15 protein-coding genes are annotated in these 18,921 nt (G+C 50.0%); 9 read left to right on the plus strand and 6 right to left on the minus strand.

The window, feature by feature from the left end; translation table 11 throughout:
• Positions 1-21: 21 nt before the first annotated feature.
• Positions 22-3,369, minus strand: coding sequence for a hypothetical protein (locus Mpt1_RS03565; RefSeq protein WP_048112231.1), 3,348 nt, complete (start codon positions 3,367-3,369; stop codon positions 22-24).
• Positions 3,370-3,516: 147 nt separating this feature from the next.
• Between Mpt1_RS03565 and ribB the strand changes: the two genes are divergently transcribed.
• From ribB to ribH, 4 genes are read left to right on the plus strand one after another with little or no spacing between them, the layout of a single operon-like run.
• The gene (ribB, locus tag Mpt1_RS03570; RefSeq protein ID WP_048112248.1) at positions 3,517-4,272 is read left to right on the plus strand and encodes a 3,4-dihydroxy-2-butanone-4-phosphate synthase; all 756 of its coding nucleotides are present in this window, start codon (positions 3,517-3,519) and stop codon (positions 4,270-4,272) included.
• 4 nt (positions 4,273-4,276) lie between these two features.
• Positions 4,277-4,705: an adenylyltransferase/cytidyltransferase family protein gene (locus Mpt1_RS03575; RefSeq protein WP_048113780.1), complete on the plus strand. Its 429-nt coding sequence runs from the start codon at positions 4,277-4,279 to the stop codon at positions 4,703-4,705.
• Complete coding sequence (gene ribC / locus Mpt1_RS03580) at positions 4,702-5,172, plus strand: riboflavin synthase (RefSeq protein WP_048112250.1); 471 nt, start codon at positions 4,702-4,704, stop codon at positions 5,170-5,172. The genes Mpt1_RS03575 and ribC overlap by 4 nt, the downstream gene beginning before the upstream one ends.
• Positions 5,173-5,176: 4 nt before the next feature.
• Positions 5,177-5,593, plus strand: a complete 417-nt coding sequence (gene ribH, locus Mpt1_RS03585) for a 6,7-dimethyl-8-ribityllumazine synthase (protein WP_048112252.1) — start codon at positions 5,177-5,179, stop codon at positions 5,591-5,593.
• A gap of 110 nt (positions 5,594-5,703) precedes the next feature.
• On the opposite strand, the gene Mpt1_RS07285 is transcribed toward ribH, so the two are convergent.
• Positions 5,704-7,137: an Ig-like domain-containing protein gene (locus tag Mpt1_RS07285; protein WP_052399276.1), complete on the minus strand. Its 1,434-nt coding sequence runs from the start codon at positions 7,135-7,137 to the stop codon at positions 5,704-5,706.
• 720 nt (positions 7,138-7,857) lie between these two features.
• Between Mpt1_RS07285 and dnaG the strand changes: the two genes are divergently transcribed.
• The 3 genes from dnaG (at position 7,858) to Mpt1_RS03605 (ending at position 11,390) form a co-directional block, all read left to right on the plus strand.
• The gene (gene dnaG / locus Mpt1_RS03595) at positions 7,858-9,405 is read left to right on the plus strand and encodes a DNA primase DnaG (protein WP_048112254.1); all 1,548 of its coding nucleotides are present in this window, start codon (positions 7,858-7,860) and stop codon (positions 9,403-9,405) included.
• An 8-nt stretch (positions 9,406-9,413) separates the two neighbouring features.
• Complete coding sequence (locus tag Mpt1_RS03600; protein ID WP_048112256.1) at positions 9,414-10,934, plus strand: ATP-binding protein; 1,521 nt, start codon at positions 9,414-9,416, stop codon at positions 10,932-10,934.
• A gap of 126 nt (positions 10,935-11,060) precedes the next feature.
• Entirely contained in the window at positions 11,061-11,390 is a 330-nt protein-coding gene (locus tag Mpt1_RS03605) for a nucleoside triphosphate pyrophosphohydrolase (RefSeq protein WP_048112257.1), read from the plus strand.
• On the opposite strand, the gene Mpt1_RS03610 is transcribed toward Mpt1_RS03605, so the two are convergent.
• The 4 genes from Mpt1_RS03610 to Mpt1_RS03625 form a co-directional block, all read right to left on the minus strand.
• Entirely contained in the window at positions 11,385-11,831 is a 447-nt protein-coding gene (locus Mpt1_RS03610) for a GNAT family N-acetyltransferase (RefSeq protein ID WP_052399277.1), read from the minus strand. The two genes, Mpt1_RS03605 and Mpt1_RS03610, sit on opposite strands and share 6 nt — an antisense overlap.
• A gap of 16 nt (positions 11,832-11,847) precedes the next feature.
• Positions 11,848-13,770, minus strand: a complete 1,923-nt coding sequence (locus Mpt1_RS03615) for a phospholipase D-like domain-containing protein (RefSeq protein WP_158386746.1) — start codon at positions 13,768-13,770, stop codon at positions 11,848-11,850.
• Positions 13,771-13,887: 117 nt separating this feature from the next.
• Positions 13,888-14,565 carry a triose-phosphate isomerase gene (gene tpiA / locus Mpt1_RS03620; RefSeq protein ID WP_048112262.1) on the minus strand — a complete coding sequence of 226 codons (678 nt, stop codon included), beginning with the start codon at positions 14,563-14,565 and terminating at the stop codon, positions 13,888-13,890.
• A 27-nt stretch (positions 14,566-14,592) separates the two neighbouring features.
• Positions 14,593-15,783: a fructose-1,6-bisphosphatase gene (locus tag Mpt1_RS03625; protein ID WP_048112264.1), complete on the minus strand. Its 1,191-nt coding sequence runs from the start codon at positions 15,781-15,783 to the stop codon at positions 14,593-14,595.
• Positions 15,784-15,993: 210 nt separating this feature from the next.
• Between Mpt1_RS03625 and aspS the strand changes: the two genes are divergently transcribed.
• Both aspS and Mpt1_RS03635 read left to right on the plus strand, forming a co-directional pair.
• Positions 15,994-17,298 (plus strand): aspartate--tRNA(Asn) ligase, encoded by a 1,305-nt coding sequence (gene aspS / locus Mpt1_RS03630; protein ID WP_048112266.1) that lies wholly within the window; start codon positions 15,994-15,996, stop codon positions 17,296-17,298.
• A gap of 78 nt (positions 17,299-17,376) precedes the next feature.
• On the plus strand, positions 17,377-18,918 hold the full coding sequence (locus tag Mpt1_RS03635) for a helicase-related protein (RefSeq protein ID WP_048112268.1): 1,542 nt from the start codon (positions 17,377-17,379) through the stop codon (positions 18,916-18,918).
• Positions 18,919-18,921 lie beyond the last annotated feature (3 nt).

The following is an 18,921-nucleotide window of genomic DNA, read 5'->3' on the forward strand; positions in this document are numbered from 1 at the left end:
CTGAATAAATTTTAAGGAAGTTTATAACTGGCGTTTTTCCAAGAACACATTGTCGGTTATCTCTCCTTTGGGTATGACATATTCCCCGTTAACATTCGGAAGAACGGTCTTCCAGGTAGCATCGTCGTCTTCCCCTATGCGATAGGCCATCTTTCCGGAATATCCTACCGCCTTGAACCTGTACTCGGATTTCCTGCGTACCTTATCATTGCCTTCTATGCCTGAGGAACTGTCCCAGATGACATCATAGCGCCTTCTGTAGAACAATATCAGCCACAGCAGTAAGATGATCAGGATGAGAAGTACGATTATGAACAATATCCATAAGAAGATACTGTTATCACCGACGGCACTGCTCTCACCGGCGGTCGAAAAGTACAGCTTCAGGTGCAGGGAGCTTCCGAGGTCGTTGAAGGTAAGCACGGAGCTTGTCTCAACATTCGGTGTCTCCCATTTGGCAAACTTATAGCCGTCTGCGGCGAACGCCCTTACCACAAGGTCGTCGCCTACCTGTAAGGTCACCGGTTCTGTGTATCTGTTGAAGCCTCCGCCATTTATGTTGTATTCTGCGTATCCGTCTCCCTTAACGATATCGATCGTCAGAGTGATCTCGTTGCCTCCCGGGCCTGCTGTGATGCTCTTCACTGCGATAGTGTGGTTGGACATCACGTTGGGGAAGGTGTACGATCCGCTGTCGATCTCGGTTTGTGTTAATGGATACAGACCATCTATCAGCACTTCGGTTATCTTGTAACCTTCCTTCGCCTTGAAGGCGAATGTCTGGCTGCCGCCCTGCTGCACCGTTACCTTTCCGCTCGGAGTTATTGTGGAACCGGAGTCGGCGGTCGCGGTGATGGTGTACTGCTTCGGTTCCGGCGGTGTGGGTATTATGGTGAACACCGCCGTGATGGTGTTCGCTCCTGTTGCAAGTTCATTGTAAGATACTTTGAGGTTTCCGCTTAGAGCATCGGCCGTCTTGTCGAACACAGTGCCATCGCCTGCCGTGAGAATCACGGATTTGATCTCCCATCCGGGTGCCGGCGATATGACAAAATTGTCTACGAATTGCGGATTACCCAATAGAGGCGGGTTCAGGATAATACTATATAAGGAACCCCCCAAACCATCCGGAATATAGAAGTCTCCGCTTCCGGAACTCTTTACATCAAGTTTCAGAGGTTTGTCCTTGAGCTCTGCCAGTATGACAACGTTGTATCCTTCTATCGGGACGCCTCCGCTCGATGTCGCGATAAGGGGTATTGTTATTATCAGACCATTATCTGCCCTTGTCGGCACCAAAAATACCGTGTTAGTACCTGGATCGGTTGCATTTGCGCCCATTGGCTGTATCACTGCCAACCAATTATAGTCATTATGGTCATAGGCAGCGCCGCCGATCTTGGCAGGATATGTGATAGTAAAACTGGACGTACCGGTCGTCCCGTCCACTGAATACCACACGCTGCTGTTCTGCAGACTGTATCCCGAATACTCCGGCATGACAGTTGCTTTGTTCGCTATATTGAGTTTAACAGTGTCTAACAGCGCCCCGATACGAACGGCGCCGCTCCTGTCCGTTAGGAATACCGCAGGCCCAACATACGTCCCATCATATTTCGAAACACCGATGGGGTTGGTCCCAATCACTGCATCCTTCCCGATCTGTATGAACTGTCCTTTATCAATTGACGGCGATATATTGTTATTTGAGCCTCCAATGGCGATATCTGCCCCATCGGTCACACTGGTGGCAAAGTTACCGCTGACCGTGCCGCCGTTCATTATGAACCTTCCTCCGGTTGTCACGCTTGTGGTCTTACCCGAGACGAACACGCCTCCGCCTATGCCGGGATACCCTGCAATCCCCGCATAGTTCCCGCTTATGGTGCCGCCGTTCATTATGAAGGTCGCACTGCGGGCAACACATACGCCGCCTCCGCCTGCCAGACCGGCGTCGGCCATATCTTTACATTGCGCGATATTACCGGATATCTCCCCGCCATACATTGTTAATGTGGCTGTGTAATTAAGGTATATAGCACCCCCTGCTCCATAGGCGGTGTTCCCTATTATCCTTGCACCGTCATATATGAATATCCGGGGATTGTTGTAGATTGCATACAGCGCACCGGCGTTGTTGCTCAGCGATATATTGTTGCTTATCTCGCCGTAGATGTTGAATTTGATATTAGTGGCATAGTTCAGGTATATAGCGCCTATATTCACCTTATTGCCTGAGATCTTGCCATCTTTACCAATGGTCGCGATGCAGTCCAGTCCTTGAGCGAAGCATATAGTCTGGCCTGAAACCACGTTGTTCGATATCTCTCCATTGATCAATAGTGTTCCGCGCGTACTGCCGCTGAAAAGGAATATCGACGAACCGCCTGTGTTGCCGCTTATTTTCCCGAAGAAATTTATTGTATTATCCTGACCGCTCTGAGATATGATGTAGTTCACGCCAGCTGAAACCGTGTTCCCGCTGAACTCGCCTGTTGAAGAAAAATTAAGAGCGTAATTGCTTCCGATAACATTATAGAATAACGGCTGTTTGAATGTGCAGTTGATTATCTTTCCCGTGAAGTTATACGTTCCTCCGCTCATATCAGAATAGATGTACTTTGCGTCGAACACATTGTATGGGGATGCAAGTGTGCTGCCGTCTATCGTTGTATCAAAGTTTAATGTCGCACCGCCCTGGAACCAGAGTGTTCCGAATAGGGACCCTGATGAACCGTTTGTGCCTTGGACATAGCTTCCTTCTTCTAAGTTCAGGATTCCGCCGTCCACCCTTATTGCGGATGCTCCGCCGATATTGATGATTTTCGCCCCTTCTCCGAGCGTTATCGTCGCTCTGTCCGAATATGCGGCCATCACCGCATCATAAACATATTTTGTTGTATCTACGGATGGATCATTATTCGAATCCCATGGATACTGGAATGCATATGGGCCGCCCGGAGCATTGCGATCGTCCAATGTTATATTCAAAAGGGTCAAAGATGACGTCTTTGAAGTATCGCTTGGACTTGCAGCCACTTCGATCATCGCGGGGTTGTACCAACCTCTCCTGTCAAAATGCTGAGCGAATACTGAAGCTCTTGAGATCGTTATGTTGCTTCCCGCCGCCCCCTCGATCGTTATGTGTTTATCTGCTACATAGATCAACTCATTCAAAACTATGTCTTGTGTGACAAGTATCGTGTCGCCGTTTTGGGCGCTATTGACAGCGTTAAGGAGACTTGTTTGGTCATTCACAGATACGGTCGCTCCTTGCGAATCATCAGACGTGATGACCGCAAATGAAGTTATGAACAGTAACGCTGCAATGCATGCTACTACGCTCACTTTATGATAAATATTCATCATATAAACCTCCCCCCAGGATATAGGGGGGGATATGTATGTTTAGATTATTAAACTTTTGAATGACATTTTTCTTTTTGGATTCGTTTAAAAAACAAAGCGGTCGGGAGACCTACAACACAATCAATCTTTTACAAATTCTTTAGTAGTATGACCGCATTCCACACTCACACCATGAATCAATATTCTAAAGTAAACGACATAGATGCGGCGCTCAGGGATATCAGAGCGGGGAAGATCGTGCTCGTTTACGATTTCGACGAGCGGGAGCGGGAGACCGATATGACCATAGCATCGGAATTCGTTACCCCGGCCGTTCTGAGAAAGATGAGGACGGACGCAGGCGGGCTGATATGCACAACGACCCCGAGCAAGACCGCAAAAGAATTGGGTCTTCCGTTCTTGTCTGACGTGTTCTGGAACAACAGGAATGAATATCCTCTTCTCGGCCTCATGGCACCAAACGACATACCTTACGATCACACGAAATCCTCATTCGGGATCACCATCAATCACAGGAGAACGTATACCGGGATAACAGACAACGACCGCGCCCTGACGATAAAGGAATATGTTAACACGATATTCAAGGATGCTCCGGCTGAAGACAGGATTAGGGACCTGGGAGAGCATTTCAGAGCGCCGGGCCACGTACATCTTCTGAACACCACCTCCAAATTACTGAAAACAAGACACGGGCACACCGAATTGTGCACTGCGCTGATGTACATGGCGGGCGTCAAGCCGTCGGCGACTATATGCGAGATCATGGGCGACAACGGTTCATCCAGACCGAAAGAGTGGGTCATCGATTATGCAAAAAAGAATGACCTTAGTTTTGTTACCGGCCAACAGGTGATCGATGCCTGGGAATATTTTATTAACAGAACAGGAATGGATGTGTGATATCATGGTCAGGGTCATGGCTTCGGGTGTGTTCGATATACTTCACACGGGCCATATCTCGTATCTTCAGCAGGCAAAAGCACTTGGCGACGAGTTGATCGTGGTGGTCGCATGCGATGCCACGGTCCGAAAGAACAAACACGAACCTATTACACCGGAGAAGATGAGGGTCGCCATTGTCGATTCTCTGAAACCGGTCGATGAAGCTATACTCGGTAAAGAAGGGGATATTTTCAACGTTGTACGGGAGATATCCCCCGACATGATCGTGCTCGGTTTCGATCAGGCGTTCACCGAACGAGAATTAAAAAAGAAGCTCGAAGAGCATGGTCTGGGACACATCAAAGTCATGAGAGCGACAGAATATGCAGAAGACCTTACCGCAACAAGAAAGATAGTCGCTAAGATCAGAAAACTGGAGGGTGAGAAATGAAGATCATCGGCATCGCCGACACCACCTTCGCCAGATTCGACATGGCTTCTGCTGCGATCAACGAGCTTGAGAGGACCGGGACGGGATTCAGGATAGAGAGATATACCGTTCCCGGAGTGAAGGACCTTCCTGTCGCATGCAAGATCCTCATCGAAGAAAGAAAATGCGACATTGTTCTGGCGCTCGGTATGCCGGGGCCGATGGAAAAGGACAAAATGTGCGCACATGAGGCATCAACGGGGCTGATAAGGGCGCAGCTGATGACCAACAAGCACATCATCGAAGTGTTCGTCCATATGGACGAAGCAAAGGACGATAAAGAATTAGCTTTCCTGTCCGACAGCAGGACGAGGGAGCATGCGATTAACGTTTATGACCTGCTGTTCAGGCCCGAGAAGCTCAGGCGCAACGCCGGCACAGGTCAAAGGCAGGGATTTGCGGATGCGGGTCCGATAAGATCGAGGTGAGAATATGAAAGCATATAAGATAGGAATGGTGGCGGCGGAGTTCAACTTCGATGTCACGTCTATGATGATAGAGAGAGCAAAGGCAGAGGCAGAGTTCCTCGGAGTGGAAATAAGCAAGACGATAATGGTCCCGGGCGTGTACGAGATACCGCTTGCGGTGAAAGCACTGCTTGAGAGGACCGACGTGGATGCCGTGATCACTCTGGGGGCGGTCATTAAAGGTGAGACAAAGCACGACGAGGTCGTGATCGCGCAGGCATCAAGGCTTGTAGCGGACCTTCAGCTGAAATACGACAAACCGGTCGCATTCGGCATCACAGGGCCGGATATGACGCAGCTGCAGGCGATGGACCGCATCGAGAAAGGAAGAGATGTTGTCGACGCGGCAGTGAAGATGCTGAAAAGACTTGAAAAAGTTTGATGCCGCTATGCCGGGATGGGGGTCGCCGACATGTCGGAGCACATGGAGTATATTCTACCCTATGGCCGCACATTAGAGAATGGGGCTCGGGGGCTCTCACGGAGTGAAAGTTACTTCTTCTTTTTTCCCTTTATGACATAATAATACACAAGTTCGAGTATGACCACGATCGCAATCACTAAGGCCACTGCGATCAGCGCTATTTTCAATACGCCGTTGCTTGATCCGGATCCCGATGCGTTATCATTGAGCATCGAATCCGAATAAACGCCCTCGACGGAGATGTTTTTGTTCTCTGTTATGTTCGAGATACTGTACACTCCATCTATCGGGTTCAGCGTAGCTCCGTTCACTTTCACGACTGGGGATGATTTATTGTAATCTTTATTGAGGGCCAGTTTGAACGAGAACGATCCTCCGCTTTGCACTAAAAACACGGATCCTTCCGTCGGCGATATCGCAAATCCGGGACCAGCAGGCAAGCCGACATTGTACAGACCGGGGTCTGCCGATGCCTTGACAGTTAAAGTACAAATTGCTGTGTAGCCGCCGTCGTTGGTCATTGCCGAGACCAATACTGTTCCAGCCTTTATTGCCTTGATCAAACCGTTGCTGCTGATGGTCGCAACGGACTCGTCGGATATACGCCATGTTACAACCTTATTTGTCGCATCTGACGGCGAGATCGCCGCGACCAGAGTTGTGTTGTTGCTGCCTGCAGACAATGTCAAAGAAGTATTGCTCAGATATATGCCTTTGACCTTTGTTGAGGCGGGTCCGCCTGTTACATTGATCGTACATGTTGATATCTTGGCGCCTTTCGCTGCGGCGACGGTTATTATTGCCGTTCCGGGTGACTTTCCTGTGACGACTCCGTTCTGATCGACCGTCGCGATGCTTGGGTCGGACGATGACCAAACTACCTCCAGATCGGTGGCATTGGAGGGGATGATCTTTGCGGTAAGCTTCCCCGTTTCGTTGAACCTGATATCCATAGAGAACCAGTCCAGATCTACTTCGTGGACCTCGATCACATTTACCACATCAAAATATGCGGTGGCTGAGACGGTCTTTTTCCCGAGATCTGAGGCAGTTACCTGAACTTGATATCCCGTGTTCTCGGCAAGGGGTACTTTGATCCTTGAAGTAAAATCACCGGTCGATTCATCATATATCACAACGCCGGAAGCAAGAGTCATTCCGTTCTTGTTGCAGACGTCCACCGATACCTGATATTTGTTCGGTACATTTCCGGTGACGTTCACGTACGTTCCGTCGTAAGAAGCCTCTAAGGAAGTGAAGTCGCTGTCGTCGGCAGACACAACAGATGCTGCTAAGACTGACAAAAGAGCAAATATGCCCAATATTGCGAACGCGACCAACAATTTATGTTTCATTTCAGCCCCCCTCTTACGGCCGCCGCTGCAGTTTCGGTACACCGCTTTCGAATAGTACTTCCAATAGCCATCGGAACCGTCGGCGATGACATTCCGCTCAGAGTATTTGATTGTATCACTACAGAACCAGAATCCCTTTGATCTCACACTTTTGAAAATGGGAACGTAATAACTATAGCCGCCGCCCTTTATGTTTCATTCCCAAACCTATAGGCTCATTGTGGAAGCGATCCACAAAAGGAAGGGGTCAAACAGAACGAACGCATCCTTGATTTCATGAACGGAAGCGAACTTATAGCCAATCTGTTCCGAATAACTCAAGCTGAAGAAAGGATCCGCAGCGATAATATAAGGACAGAGAGAATATCAATGATGTACGTTTCGAGACGGGGAAGATCGTCAGGAATGCCATCGAGCAGATGAGGGGAACAATGCCCGTGGATCGGCCGACACCGGGGACCGGCATTACTGAGATAGGGCATGAACAAATCAACGCAATGAAAAAGAAAGAGAACAAGATGTCGGACGAATGATCTGTGGGTTGTGCGTTCGGATCTGTTCTGAAGGTCTGACACACGCGTCCAAAAAACCGACGTTACACTATCCCTTTTAAATACTATATAGTAAATACAGTCTTTCAAGGGAAACACTGATTCCCTGTTCACTGAATCACTATCACAATAAACATCGTCCGAGGACGATAGGTCAAAAAAGGTGCCGTTGAGTAAACTCCGGCCGTAAAAAGACAAAAGTAATAGGGTGGGAAAAAGAAGCTCCTCCGCGCAGTGCGGACAGAGCTGAACAAACAGCAGAGCAGGCAATAGTTTTTCTCATAAAGCCAAAAAAAGAATAAAGGGGGCTTAACAAATGAACATTGATCCGAACGCAACGAAATATATGATAAAAGCGAAGATCACAGCAGACGGCATCGTCGAAAAACCCGACGTCGTCGGCGCCATCTTCGGACAGACAGAAGGACTTTTGGGAGAAGATCTCGATCTCAGGGATCTCCAGAAGACGGGAAGGATAGGAAGGATCGAGGTGGAGGTCGTTTCCAAAGGCGGAAAGTCCGAGGGAATTGTCTACGTCTCATCCAGTCTCGACCAGGTCGAGACTGTCCTGATAGCATCTTCTCTTGAAACGATTGACAGGGTCGGTCCCTGCAAAGCGAACATCAGGGTCCTCGGTATAGAGGATGTCCGCGTGATAAAGAGAGAGAAAGTGGTCGAGCGTGCGAAAGAGCTGCTCAACGATATGATCTCTCAATCGAAGGGATCGTCCGCAGACCTTACGTTAAGCATAAGGCAGAGCATACAGGTCGAGGAGATCACAACATACGGCAAGGATAAATGCCCGGCGGGCCCGGGAATAAAGGATTCCGAATCATTAATAATAGTCGAGGGCAGATCCGATGTCCTTAACCTTCTGAAAGCGGGAATAAAGAACGCCATCGCCGTTGAGGGAACGAACATCCCGCAGACGGTCAGGGATCTCTCCCGTGAGAAGGTCACCACCGCATTCGTCGACGGCGACAGAGGCGGAGAATTGATCCTCAGAGAGCTTTTCCAGACCTCCGAGATAGACTTCGTAGCCCGTGCGCCGCGTGCACACGAGGTCGAAGAACTGTCATCCAAACAGTTGGTTAAGTGCCTGCGCAACAAGGTCCCCGGCGACCAGTACATGGAGATGAACGGGCTCGTCACCGAAGAGAAGGAACTCTCCTCTAACGACGAAGAAAGATCGAAGGTCCGCGAGGCGCGTGAACCGCGCGACGACCGCAACAACAAGAGAGACCGCAACGAAAAAGGCCTGAGGCGCGAGCGCGAACAGGACGAACAGGAGTCCAGAAAGGGACGCGGCCACGACCGCCATGACGACGACTCTAAGAAAGGTCAGGGACGCGACAGATTCAATTCCAACAACGTTGAGAAGTTCAGGAAGAAGACGGAAGAGCCTGCGAAGGAAGAGCCTTCCGAAGAAGCCGATGTGGAAAGCGACGAACCGAAGGAGGAAAGACCCAGAAAAGGACGTGCGCCCAGATCCAACGACGACGATAATAAAAAACAGGCTGCGGGAAGAAGCCTCCGCGGAAAGAAGGACAGGAACACCAAGACCCTATCTCCCGAGCAGGAGGCCTTCAGAGATATGCTCCTGGATATGTCCTCGACCCACAACGCCAAACTGCTCTCCGAGGACAACTCAGTGATCAAGGAGATCGCTGTGAAGAATCTCGTCAACTCTCTCAAGGACGGTGTGGAGAGCATCTCCTCCATTGTCTTCGACGGAGTGATATCACAGAGGATTCTGGATGTTTCGATCGAAAAAGGAATAAGGACGATCGTGGGAACACGCAAAGGCAACATCACCAAGATGCCTGCCGACGTCGCAATCTTTACCAAAGAAGACCTGTATTAAGGTGACACATGAAGGGCAAAAAAGCGGCTGATTCATGGGAAGAGATCAAAGGGGTCGAAAGCACGGGAGATATTATCATCCCCTCCGACCCCCTTGACCGCGTCCTCGGTCAGGAAGAGGCGATACACCTTGCGAAGATCGCTGCGATCCAACGCAGACATCTTCTTCTGGTGGGTCCTCCCGGTACCGGAAAGTCCATGATCGCCCGCGCCCTTTCCATGAACCTTCCCAAACCAAAAGAGGAGATCAGGATCGTCAAGAATCCTGAGAATCCTGAAAGACCTTTTTTAGAGGTGCTTGACGAAAGCCAGGTGAACGACGAGGACAGCATAAGAGCGGAATCCGTCGGTAAGCTTCTGAGACCGGAGGATGTTCAGAGGAACATCGCAGAAAGATTGGGATATCTGTGCAAGAACTGCGGGAAATATTCCCTTCCCGCCGACACCACGTGTCCTTTCTGCAGCAAGAGCAAGATGGATACCGGTCCCAACTCCAACCCGTTCGGCGATCTGCTGAGCGGAATGCTTGAGGCGGCGATGCCTCAGGGCGTCACCACCGGAAGGGAGCGCGTACACACCACAAGAACTCTTCCGGACGGGACCGAGGAGATGATCATCTTCGAGCGTGCGGGGGACCGCATAAGGCAGCTGGACAGCAAAGCCCTCGAAAAGAGGAACCAGCTTAACAAGAAATCCAACCAGAAGGTTCTGGTGAAGCTTAACAGGAATCCCTTTGTACTTGCGACCGGCGCATCCGAGACCGAACTTCTCGGGGACGTCAGACATGATCCGTACGGAGGCCATGAGAAACTCGGCAGCCCGGCTTATGAAAGGGTGACCGCGGGATCCATTCACGAAGCTCACGAGGGGATCCTTTTTATTGATGAGATCTCACATCTCGGTAATCTGCAGAGATACATCCTGACGGCAATGCAGGAGAAGAAATTCCCCATCGTAGGACATAACCCTCAATCAGCAGGCGCAAGCGTCAAGGTGGAAGATGTCCCGTGCGATTTCATTCTTGTCGCCGCATGCAACATTCAGGACCTGGAGAACATACTCTCACCATTGAGGTCCAGGATAATCGGCGGAGGATATGAGATACTGGTCGACACCGCAATGCCCGACAACCCGCGCAACCGCGCCAAATATGCACAATTCGTCGCTCAAGAGGTTCTCATGGACGGACACATCCCTCATGCCACCATCGAAGCGGTGGAGGCCATCATCGCAGAAGGCAGACACCGTGCCAAATCCGACAACCAGCCCAACGCGCTCACATTACGGCTGAGGGAACTCGGAGGCTTGATCAGAGCGGCAGGAGATATCGCTGTTATGGAGAACGCACCGCTGATAACCGCAAACATGATCAGAGAGGCCAGAAAGAGGTCCAGACCCGTTGAGGATCAGATCAAAGAGAGATACGGCTCATACATGAAGGGTGTTTCGAAGGACGTTTCCGGTGCGCAAAAAGAAAAGTCACAGTACTACTTCGAGAACGAACATCTCGACGACCAGATGTTCAACTGATCACCGGTCATATCGATCGTCCTCTTTTTCATAGTCTGTTCTCAACGCAACGTGCATGGGTGAATACATGCTCATTCGGCAGATAGGATACAAAGATTTTTCAAACCCTTCAATCGATACAAGGGCATGGCTACAAGAACCGTGAACAAGCTTGTCAGGGACAAAATACCAAGCTTCATTATGGAGAACGGAGAGATGCCGAATTTCAGGATACTTGATGATGATGAGTTCCTTGAAGCGCTTAATGAAAAATTGCTCGAAGAAGTGGCAGAATATCAGGAATCAGGGGACCTTGACGAGCTGGCCGACATTCTGCAGGTGATATGCTCGATAGCCGAGATACTCGGCGGCGGATTCAGAGAACTGGAATACCTTAAGGATGAGAAGGCCGTAGAACGCGGCGGATTCAGATCCAGATTGTTCCTGGAATCCATCGACGATATGAAGAGGTCATGATCTGTAAACACTGCATATCATCCTGACGGCGTTCCCGCCGTCGTTGTAAAAATTTTCCAAGTACTCAATGGGAACAAATCCCATTTTCTTATAGAATTCGGCTGCGATCTTGTTCGAATCCCTTAATTCCAACTGTATGTTGTGTCTGCCGTCCATCATGCTGCGGATCCTGAACTCCTCCATCAGTCTTCTTCCGACGCCTTTCTTCCTATATCTCGGATCGACGGCAAAAAGCGATATGGTCGATTTGTCTGTTGTGAGCCTTGCCCCTGACAGGAACCCCGCAATGTCTCCGAATTCGTTCACAGCGACCAGCTGTCCTGACGGCCACCCGGTGATGAAGAGAAAGAACACTTCTTTGACAAATATCTCGTCAAGTGAAGAGCATAGTATCTCGTACGCCCCTTCAATGTCCGAGACCTGCATCTGTCTTATCAACACAGCGGCGTATTGTCTTTCATGGATTATTATTCCTCCTCCTGATCACCGCCCCGACACCGGCAATGGCGGCAACTCCCGCCGCTACCGGTATCCAGTTGACTTTGTTCTCGGAAGACGGCATCGCGATGGGCTCTACCGCATAATCACAGACGGCAGTGTAACCTGTTCCGTCCATTGACACTCTGACCGTGTGAACACCTTCGTGAAGGCCTTTGCAGACTATCTTATTGATTGGTGAGGTCCTCAGTGTGCCGTCCCCGAGTACATCCCAAGTGTAAGCGGAATCCTCAGGGCCCGAGACCGTAAAGACATATATCCGATCCCCATCGATCTCAAACGTATCAATTGTGATCTCCAGACCTATTTCGGCGACAGTGTGCTCGTTAACCCCCCAATCGTCTATGAACAATCCTGCAAAGAAATCGGTCACTTCGGGGGAATCGATAACGACCGCGAACTCCCTGTTATTCTGGAACGAGCTTTCCGTCCAGTTCACTGAACCTACCCACACTTTGTCGTCGATTATCACCCCTTTGTTATGGATCAGTGAGAACTCCTCTTTGCCGGCTATAGATATCGCTTTGGTTCCTGTCGTGCTATTTATCATATTTATGATTTCATCCCTGCTTTTGGCGGATGCATCGAGAATGAACCTTGCATCGACCCCTCTTTCCGCGGCGGCTGACAACCATCCGACCGGCGATCGGTCATCTATCGTGCAGAAAGAGCTTCCGAGGTCCATCTGCTCTGAGTAAACTCTCGATCCTGCATTCTCAATGAAATATCTCATTGCCGTCAGAGAGTAATCGGGGGAGATTATCGGCATGACCTTTGCCTCATATCTCATTATCTCGCATTGCTCCGGTGCACTGTATGTCAACGTACCGGCATAGGGTTTGAGACCCGGGTAGCATTGCAAAAGCGGACGGACGTCCCCAAATTCGAGATTCATGTCGCTGAAGAACACATCCCTCATATACTCTGAAAGCTCGCCGCTTTCGATTGCGGCCCCCCATCCGCGGTTCGAACAGTTCTCGCTAAGGTTCCCGGCCGTCCAGTTCTCTGATGTCACGATCACTTTCTTTCCGTCGATGACAGCATACTTATTATGAAAATAGGCATAGCGTTCATAGTTCCCGGCGACGGGGTCGTCGATCAGATACACCTCGGCCCCGGCGTCGACCAACGATCTCATCAGTGTGAGCTCTGTGCTGATGTCGTTTCCGAGCGGCGCACCGTCCAGGAGGATGCGGACCTTCACTCCTTTCGCCGACAACCCGCAAAGCAACGCGACCAGATTTACGTTTGTCAACAGGTAGTTTGCTATAAGTATCTCTCGATCGGCATTCTCGATCTCTTTGAAAATCGGAGTGCCCTGAGATTCGGGGAAACTGAACGGAGAAACAACAGAATCAAAGTACAGCTCCGGGTCGAAGGAATGATTCGTCAGACCCGGTTTTGTGTATATCCAGTCTGCTGCTGTATCAGTATCGTTCGAGCCTATTCTGAGTACATATTTATTTGTAGGAAGAGGGACCGGATCCCCCGACCAACCTATTTCCATATGCTTCTCGCCGTAGCAGACCGCATCCCGAAGGATACCGTTACGATACAGCGATATGTCGTCTCCCGTATTCGCAAGTATGAAACTGCCTTTCTTTTGGATCCGTTCATCGCCGAACGTTGTTGTGTTGCCTCTTCCTGAGAACCAATCGTCTGCGCCGACGGCCTTTACGAGTGTCAGCCTTGCGCCGGATGCTATCTTGATCCCGCTTATGAAAGTGAGCGTACCTTCTCCGTCCGATATCGACCACCCTTTCAGATCCACATCCCCATCGCCGTAATTGAATAACGATAATCCTTCATAGTTACCAAAGGGATTGATCTCATACAGCAGCACCTTCTCCGCCGTTTCGGACGAAGAATCCCCGGACGCCATCACAGGAAATATGATGATCAGGGATAGAAAAATCACGATTGATGTTCTTCGCATGACCCGTCCTACGGACAGAGAATATAAAGAAGGGGGACCGTACAGTTATACTACGTTCCCATTTCAGAGATGTTTCACAAGATCCATCAGAGCGACCCTCGGATCTTTTGCTTTGACCACTCCCGAAGCGAGAAGCACGCCGGATGTTCCGAGCTCGATCGCTTTCAGAACATCTTCGCCTGTCTTGATGCCCGCACCGCAGAGTACCGCTATCGAACCGTTCACCCCTTTCACGGCATCGACGGTCTCCTCGATTATTCTCGGGTTGGCTGATGTAACGGAAATATTCCCTCCGATAAGCTCCGGAGGTTCGACCGCAACGAAGTCGGGTCTGAACTCCGCGACCTGTGTTGCCGCCTGAACATTATCCGCACACACTATGGTGACCAGTTTGACGCCTTTCGAAAGCTCGACACACTCGCCGATCTGATTCTTTGCCACCTTGTGTTCCGAATGGTTTATCAATGTGCCTACGGCGCCGCAGCCCTTTACCATGGAGGGCGTGATCCACCCTGTAGCAGAGCCTGGTGCGCGGGGATCGACATTCTGTGACAGTACCGGTATCGAGACTGTTCTGGCTATGTAGCTGAGATCGACCGTTGGAGGACAGATAGATATCGCGATCCCGGTCTCTTCAGAAACAGATTCGCACGCCCTTGCGAGCTCCATTGCGCCCTCTTTCTCGACCTCCCCATATGCCTTAAAGTTCACCACGATGGCCGGTTTGGATATCCTTTTCATCAAGTTTATCAAACCTCTTCTCTTTTTTCATTCGACATCTTTCTTTTTCTTTGTGACGGACTTCACGGGCTTCTCGTCGACGCTCTCGAACCTTGACTTAAGCTCTTTGATAACTTCCGGCCTGGACGTGTATTCCATTTCTTCCGCGGGCAGTATCGAAGGTGTGAACGGACCCTGTGTCCTGAGGAATTTGCTTGTTTTGATAGCATTCGCACGTGCGGAGTCGAATGTCGGGTTCCCGAAGAAGTCGACCGGTATGTGGTCCCCTCCCTTTGTGTTGAGAGGCTCGAGTCCCTGGAGTTTGCCGTTGTTGAGCTGAAATCCGAGACAGCATATTCTCGGAGGTCCGTCGAAGTATGTCGGATCGGAATCCTCCGGAGAGCATGGGTAGAATGTTCCGTAGTGGGAGCCTCTCATCCATCCGCCGGCGATCCAGGACGTCATGAGGAACGGCTGAGTATACTCTCCGACGGAGGGAAGACCGCTTTGGCTCCTGCAGATGCAGACCGGGTCGTCCTTCCCGACGTATTTCCCTGCGGTCATGTTGAGTTTGTCCGTTGAGACGACACATGCGGGGCCGATGCCGGCCCTTGAAGAGACCCTCTTTATCGCATATCTTGAGGTGTCCCCGAGAAGAGCGAGTATATTAAGCGTCTCTTCCGGTGATGACATCACGACCTTTTTGTGATCCAGAACATCATGTATCTCAACGTCGAATCCTTTCTTCGCTCTTGCGTCTACGACCAATCCTGTGGTCGTGAAGGGATCCAGATAGATCCTGGACAGTATCGGAGAATATGCGGACGGTTCTGTTTTGTCTGCCATGAAGAAAAGCATAGGTTCTGAGCCCCTCTCTTCGAATGTCATCTCTGCGGACCCGGGGCCCGCACCCTTTACATTTCCCGAGAATGCGTCAGTCAGTATGTCTTGGCCTGCGGCGTAGAGTTTCATGGATTTGGCGATCTTCGTTGCTTCCTGGAAACAATCCCATGCCGCACCGTGTATCTCTTTGTTGTTCTCGCCTTTATAGTGGGTCATGAAGAGATTGATATCATCTCCGACCCGTGTTACATAGAAATCTTCAAGGACACCTTGTTTCTGTTTTTCAGTAAGAATTTTCTTTGCAGCCTGCATCATAGAGGGATGCGGCCTCGAATGTCCGACGACCGATCCAACATCCGCTTTTATGACTGACACTGTGACTTTCTCTTTAACCATGGCTTCACCATATCTCTTCTCTTATAGAGTGTAAAGATTGCCATTTATAATAATGTTTATCTAATAAGAAAGGCCGACATAAACGCCTGTCTCTGAGGCATGTCGATAAGGACGCCTTTCTATAGATTAACAACGCCGATTCGAAGCGGGGGCTGCGATGCCGTACATAAAGTTATTTATTATATGCAGGTCTAATCAGGCATGTTTCAAATGACCTCTATCAGAGACTCCGGGAATATCAGCAAAGAAGACGGGATCGTGACCGTGAAAGGATGGGTCCAGGATACCAGGAACCTTGGCGGCATATCTTTTATCACGTTGAGGGACCGTCACGGCACCCTTCAGATAACTATGCCCAAGAAGAAGATCGAACCTGAACTTTTCAATTCACTGACCAGATTACCCAGGGAATCTGTGATCGCAGTTACCGGAGAGGTGAAAGAGAGCAATCAGACCACTATAGGCGTTGAGCTCATACCCTCATCGTTCATACTTTACAGCGAGGCAGGCGTTCCGCTTCCGATGGGAGTTATCGATAAGGTCAACGTAGAAATGGATACCCGCCTCAACAACAGGTTCATGGACCTCAGGAAACCTGAGATAAGAGCTGTCTTCGAGATCCGATCGTTGGTGATCGAGCTCATCTCGGAAGCGATGAGAGAGAACGGATTCGTGAACATCAACACCCCGAAAATAGGGGCTTCAGGAGCGGAGGGCGGAGCGACATTGTTCAGCGTTGACTATTTCGGAAAACCTGCGTATCTGGCACAGAGCCCCCAATTATACAAACAAATGCTGATGTCCACCGGCCTTGACAGGGTCTTCGAATTGGGCCCCGCATTCAGAGCTGAACATTCGAACACGAACCGCCACGTGACAGAGTTCCTGTCGTTCGATGGGGAGATGGCCTGGATCGACCGCGAAGAGGACATAATGGCGATGATAGAGAAGATCGTCGACCATGTCCTCGTCAATCTGAAGATCAGAGGTAAGAAGTATTTGGACATACTGGGAAAAGAGATAGATGTTCCGAAAAGACCGTATCCCCTCCTCACCTATACAGAATGCCTGAAGATGGTCATTGAGCACGGCCTTCCCCTTAAGGACGGCGACGATCTTGGGACCGAGGGAGAGAAGATAATCGGCGACATAATGGCCGAGAAAGGCAACGAACTTTACTTCATCATCGAATATCCCGAGGAAGCGAAGCCATTCTACATAATGGAAAAGGACGGGACCGCATTATCTTTCTCATTCGATCTCGATTACAAAGGTCAAGAGATATCTTCCGGAGGACAAAGAGAGCACAGATACCCGGAACTCGTCAGAAGGATGGAGAAGAAGGGCCTGAGACCGGAAGACTTCGGGTCCTATCTCGATGCTTTCAAGTACGGTATGCCGCCGCACGGCGGATGGGGCATCGGAGTCGACCGTTTGGTAACGAAGATCTTGGACCTTCCGAACGTCAGGGAAGCTATCTTGTTCCCCAGAGACATCAGCAGACTTACCCCGTAAACTCATTTTCGTACTTTCGGGTACTTTCGGCCACCCCCCAAACAACTTTTTATTCTATCACCATAGATAAGGTTCAGCATGGGCTATATCTCACATCCGAAGATCGTTCCCGATAAAGTGGAAGAAAGAAAGTACCAGATGACCCTGGCAAAGGATTGTCTAAATACGGACACTCTGGTCGTATTGCCTACCGGTCTCGGAAAGACGATAATAGCCCTTTACACAACGGCGGTTGTCCTGAGCGAGAGTAAAAAGGTCCTTTTGATGGCCCCTACGAAACCGTTGGTCGACCAGCACACCTCTGTTTTCTCGGAACTTCTTGTAGACACGAAGATAGGAATAATGAACGGCCTTATGAAAGCGGAAACGAGACAGAAGATCGTTGAGAGCAACGAACTTATCGTCTCGACCCCGCAATGCATCGCCAACGATCTGGAGAATGGGATGTACGACATGGATGATTTCGGTCTGGTGATCTACGACGAAGCTCACAGAGGCACAGGGAACTACGCATACGTCACAGTTGCGGCACACTGCACCGAGAAGAGCATATCCATGGGCCTCACGGCATCTCCCGGAAGCGACATAAAAAAAGTGGAAGAGGTCTGCAGGAACCTCAGGTTCGTGCGTATAGAGATCAGGACCGAAGAAGACCCGGATGTCGCGCCTTACATACACGACACGTATGTCAAAAAGATAGAAGTGAACCTGCCGAAAGAACTTCTGGACATTATCGATGTTTGGAAAGCCCTTCTTGACTATTATTTCAAAGAACTGAAGGACCTAAGACTGGTAAAAGAGAACTGGCCTCCTTCGAGGACCCATATGCTCATGATCGGGGAAAGCGTCCAAAAAAGATTGAGGAGGGGGGAACGTTCCATTACGCTCTACCGCGGACTTACCGTACAGTCGATCTGCATGAAGATACTGCATGCCATAGAGCTTGCGGAGACCCAGGGGATGAGTCCTCTCCGCCTCTATATGGCCAAACTGAACGAGGATGCCCTTGCGCCGAAGGGGAACAAGGGCGGCAAAGAACTCGTTGCGAGAAAGGAATATCTTGAGGTCTGGAACATGGCGTCAGAGAGCAAGATCGAACATCCCAAGGTCTCAAAATTGATGAGCCTTGTGAGCCAGATCCTGAATTCCGATACCTCATCAAAGGTAATGGTCTTCACGCAATACCGCGATACCTGCGATGTTCTGATCGAGAAACTCTCAGGCATAGAGGTAGCAAAGGTAGGCAAACTCATCGGCCAGTCCAACGGAGGTCTGCGGCAGAAAGAGCAGATCGGGATATTAGATGAATTCAGGACCGGCGCGAAGAATGTTATCGTCGCCACTTCGGTGGGAGAGGAGGGACTGGATGTTGCCAGCACGAATGCGGTGATATTCTATGAGCCCGTACCTTCGGAAATAAGAACGATACAGAGACGCGGACGCACCGGAAGGAAGAACGACGGAGAGGTGTTCGTCCTTATAGCCAAAGGCACCATGGATGAGGTCTTTGAGAATTCAAGTAAGAAAAAAGAGGACCAAATGCGTTCAAGACTGGATAAACTGAACAAAGAACTCTCCTATTTAAGAAAAGAAGGGCAGTGGAAACTGGGAGATTTCTAAATA

The sequence above is a fragment of the Candidatus Methanoplasma termitum genome, assembly GCF_000800805.1.
GTDB lineage: Archaea > Thermoplasmatota > Thermoplasmata > Methanomassiliicoccales > Methanomethylophilaceae > Methanoplasma > Methanoplasma termitum.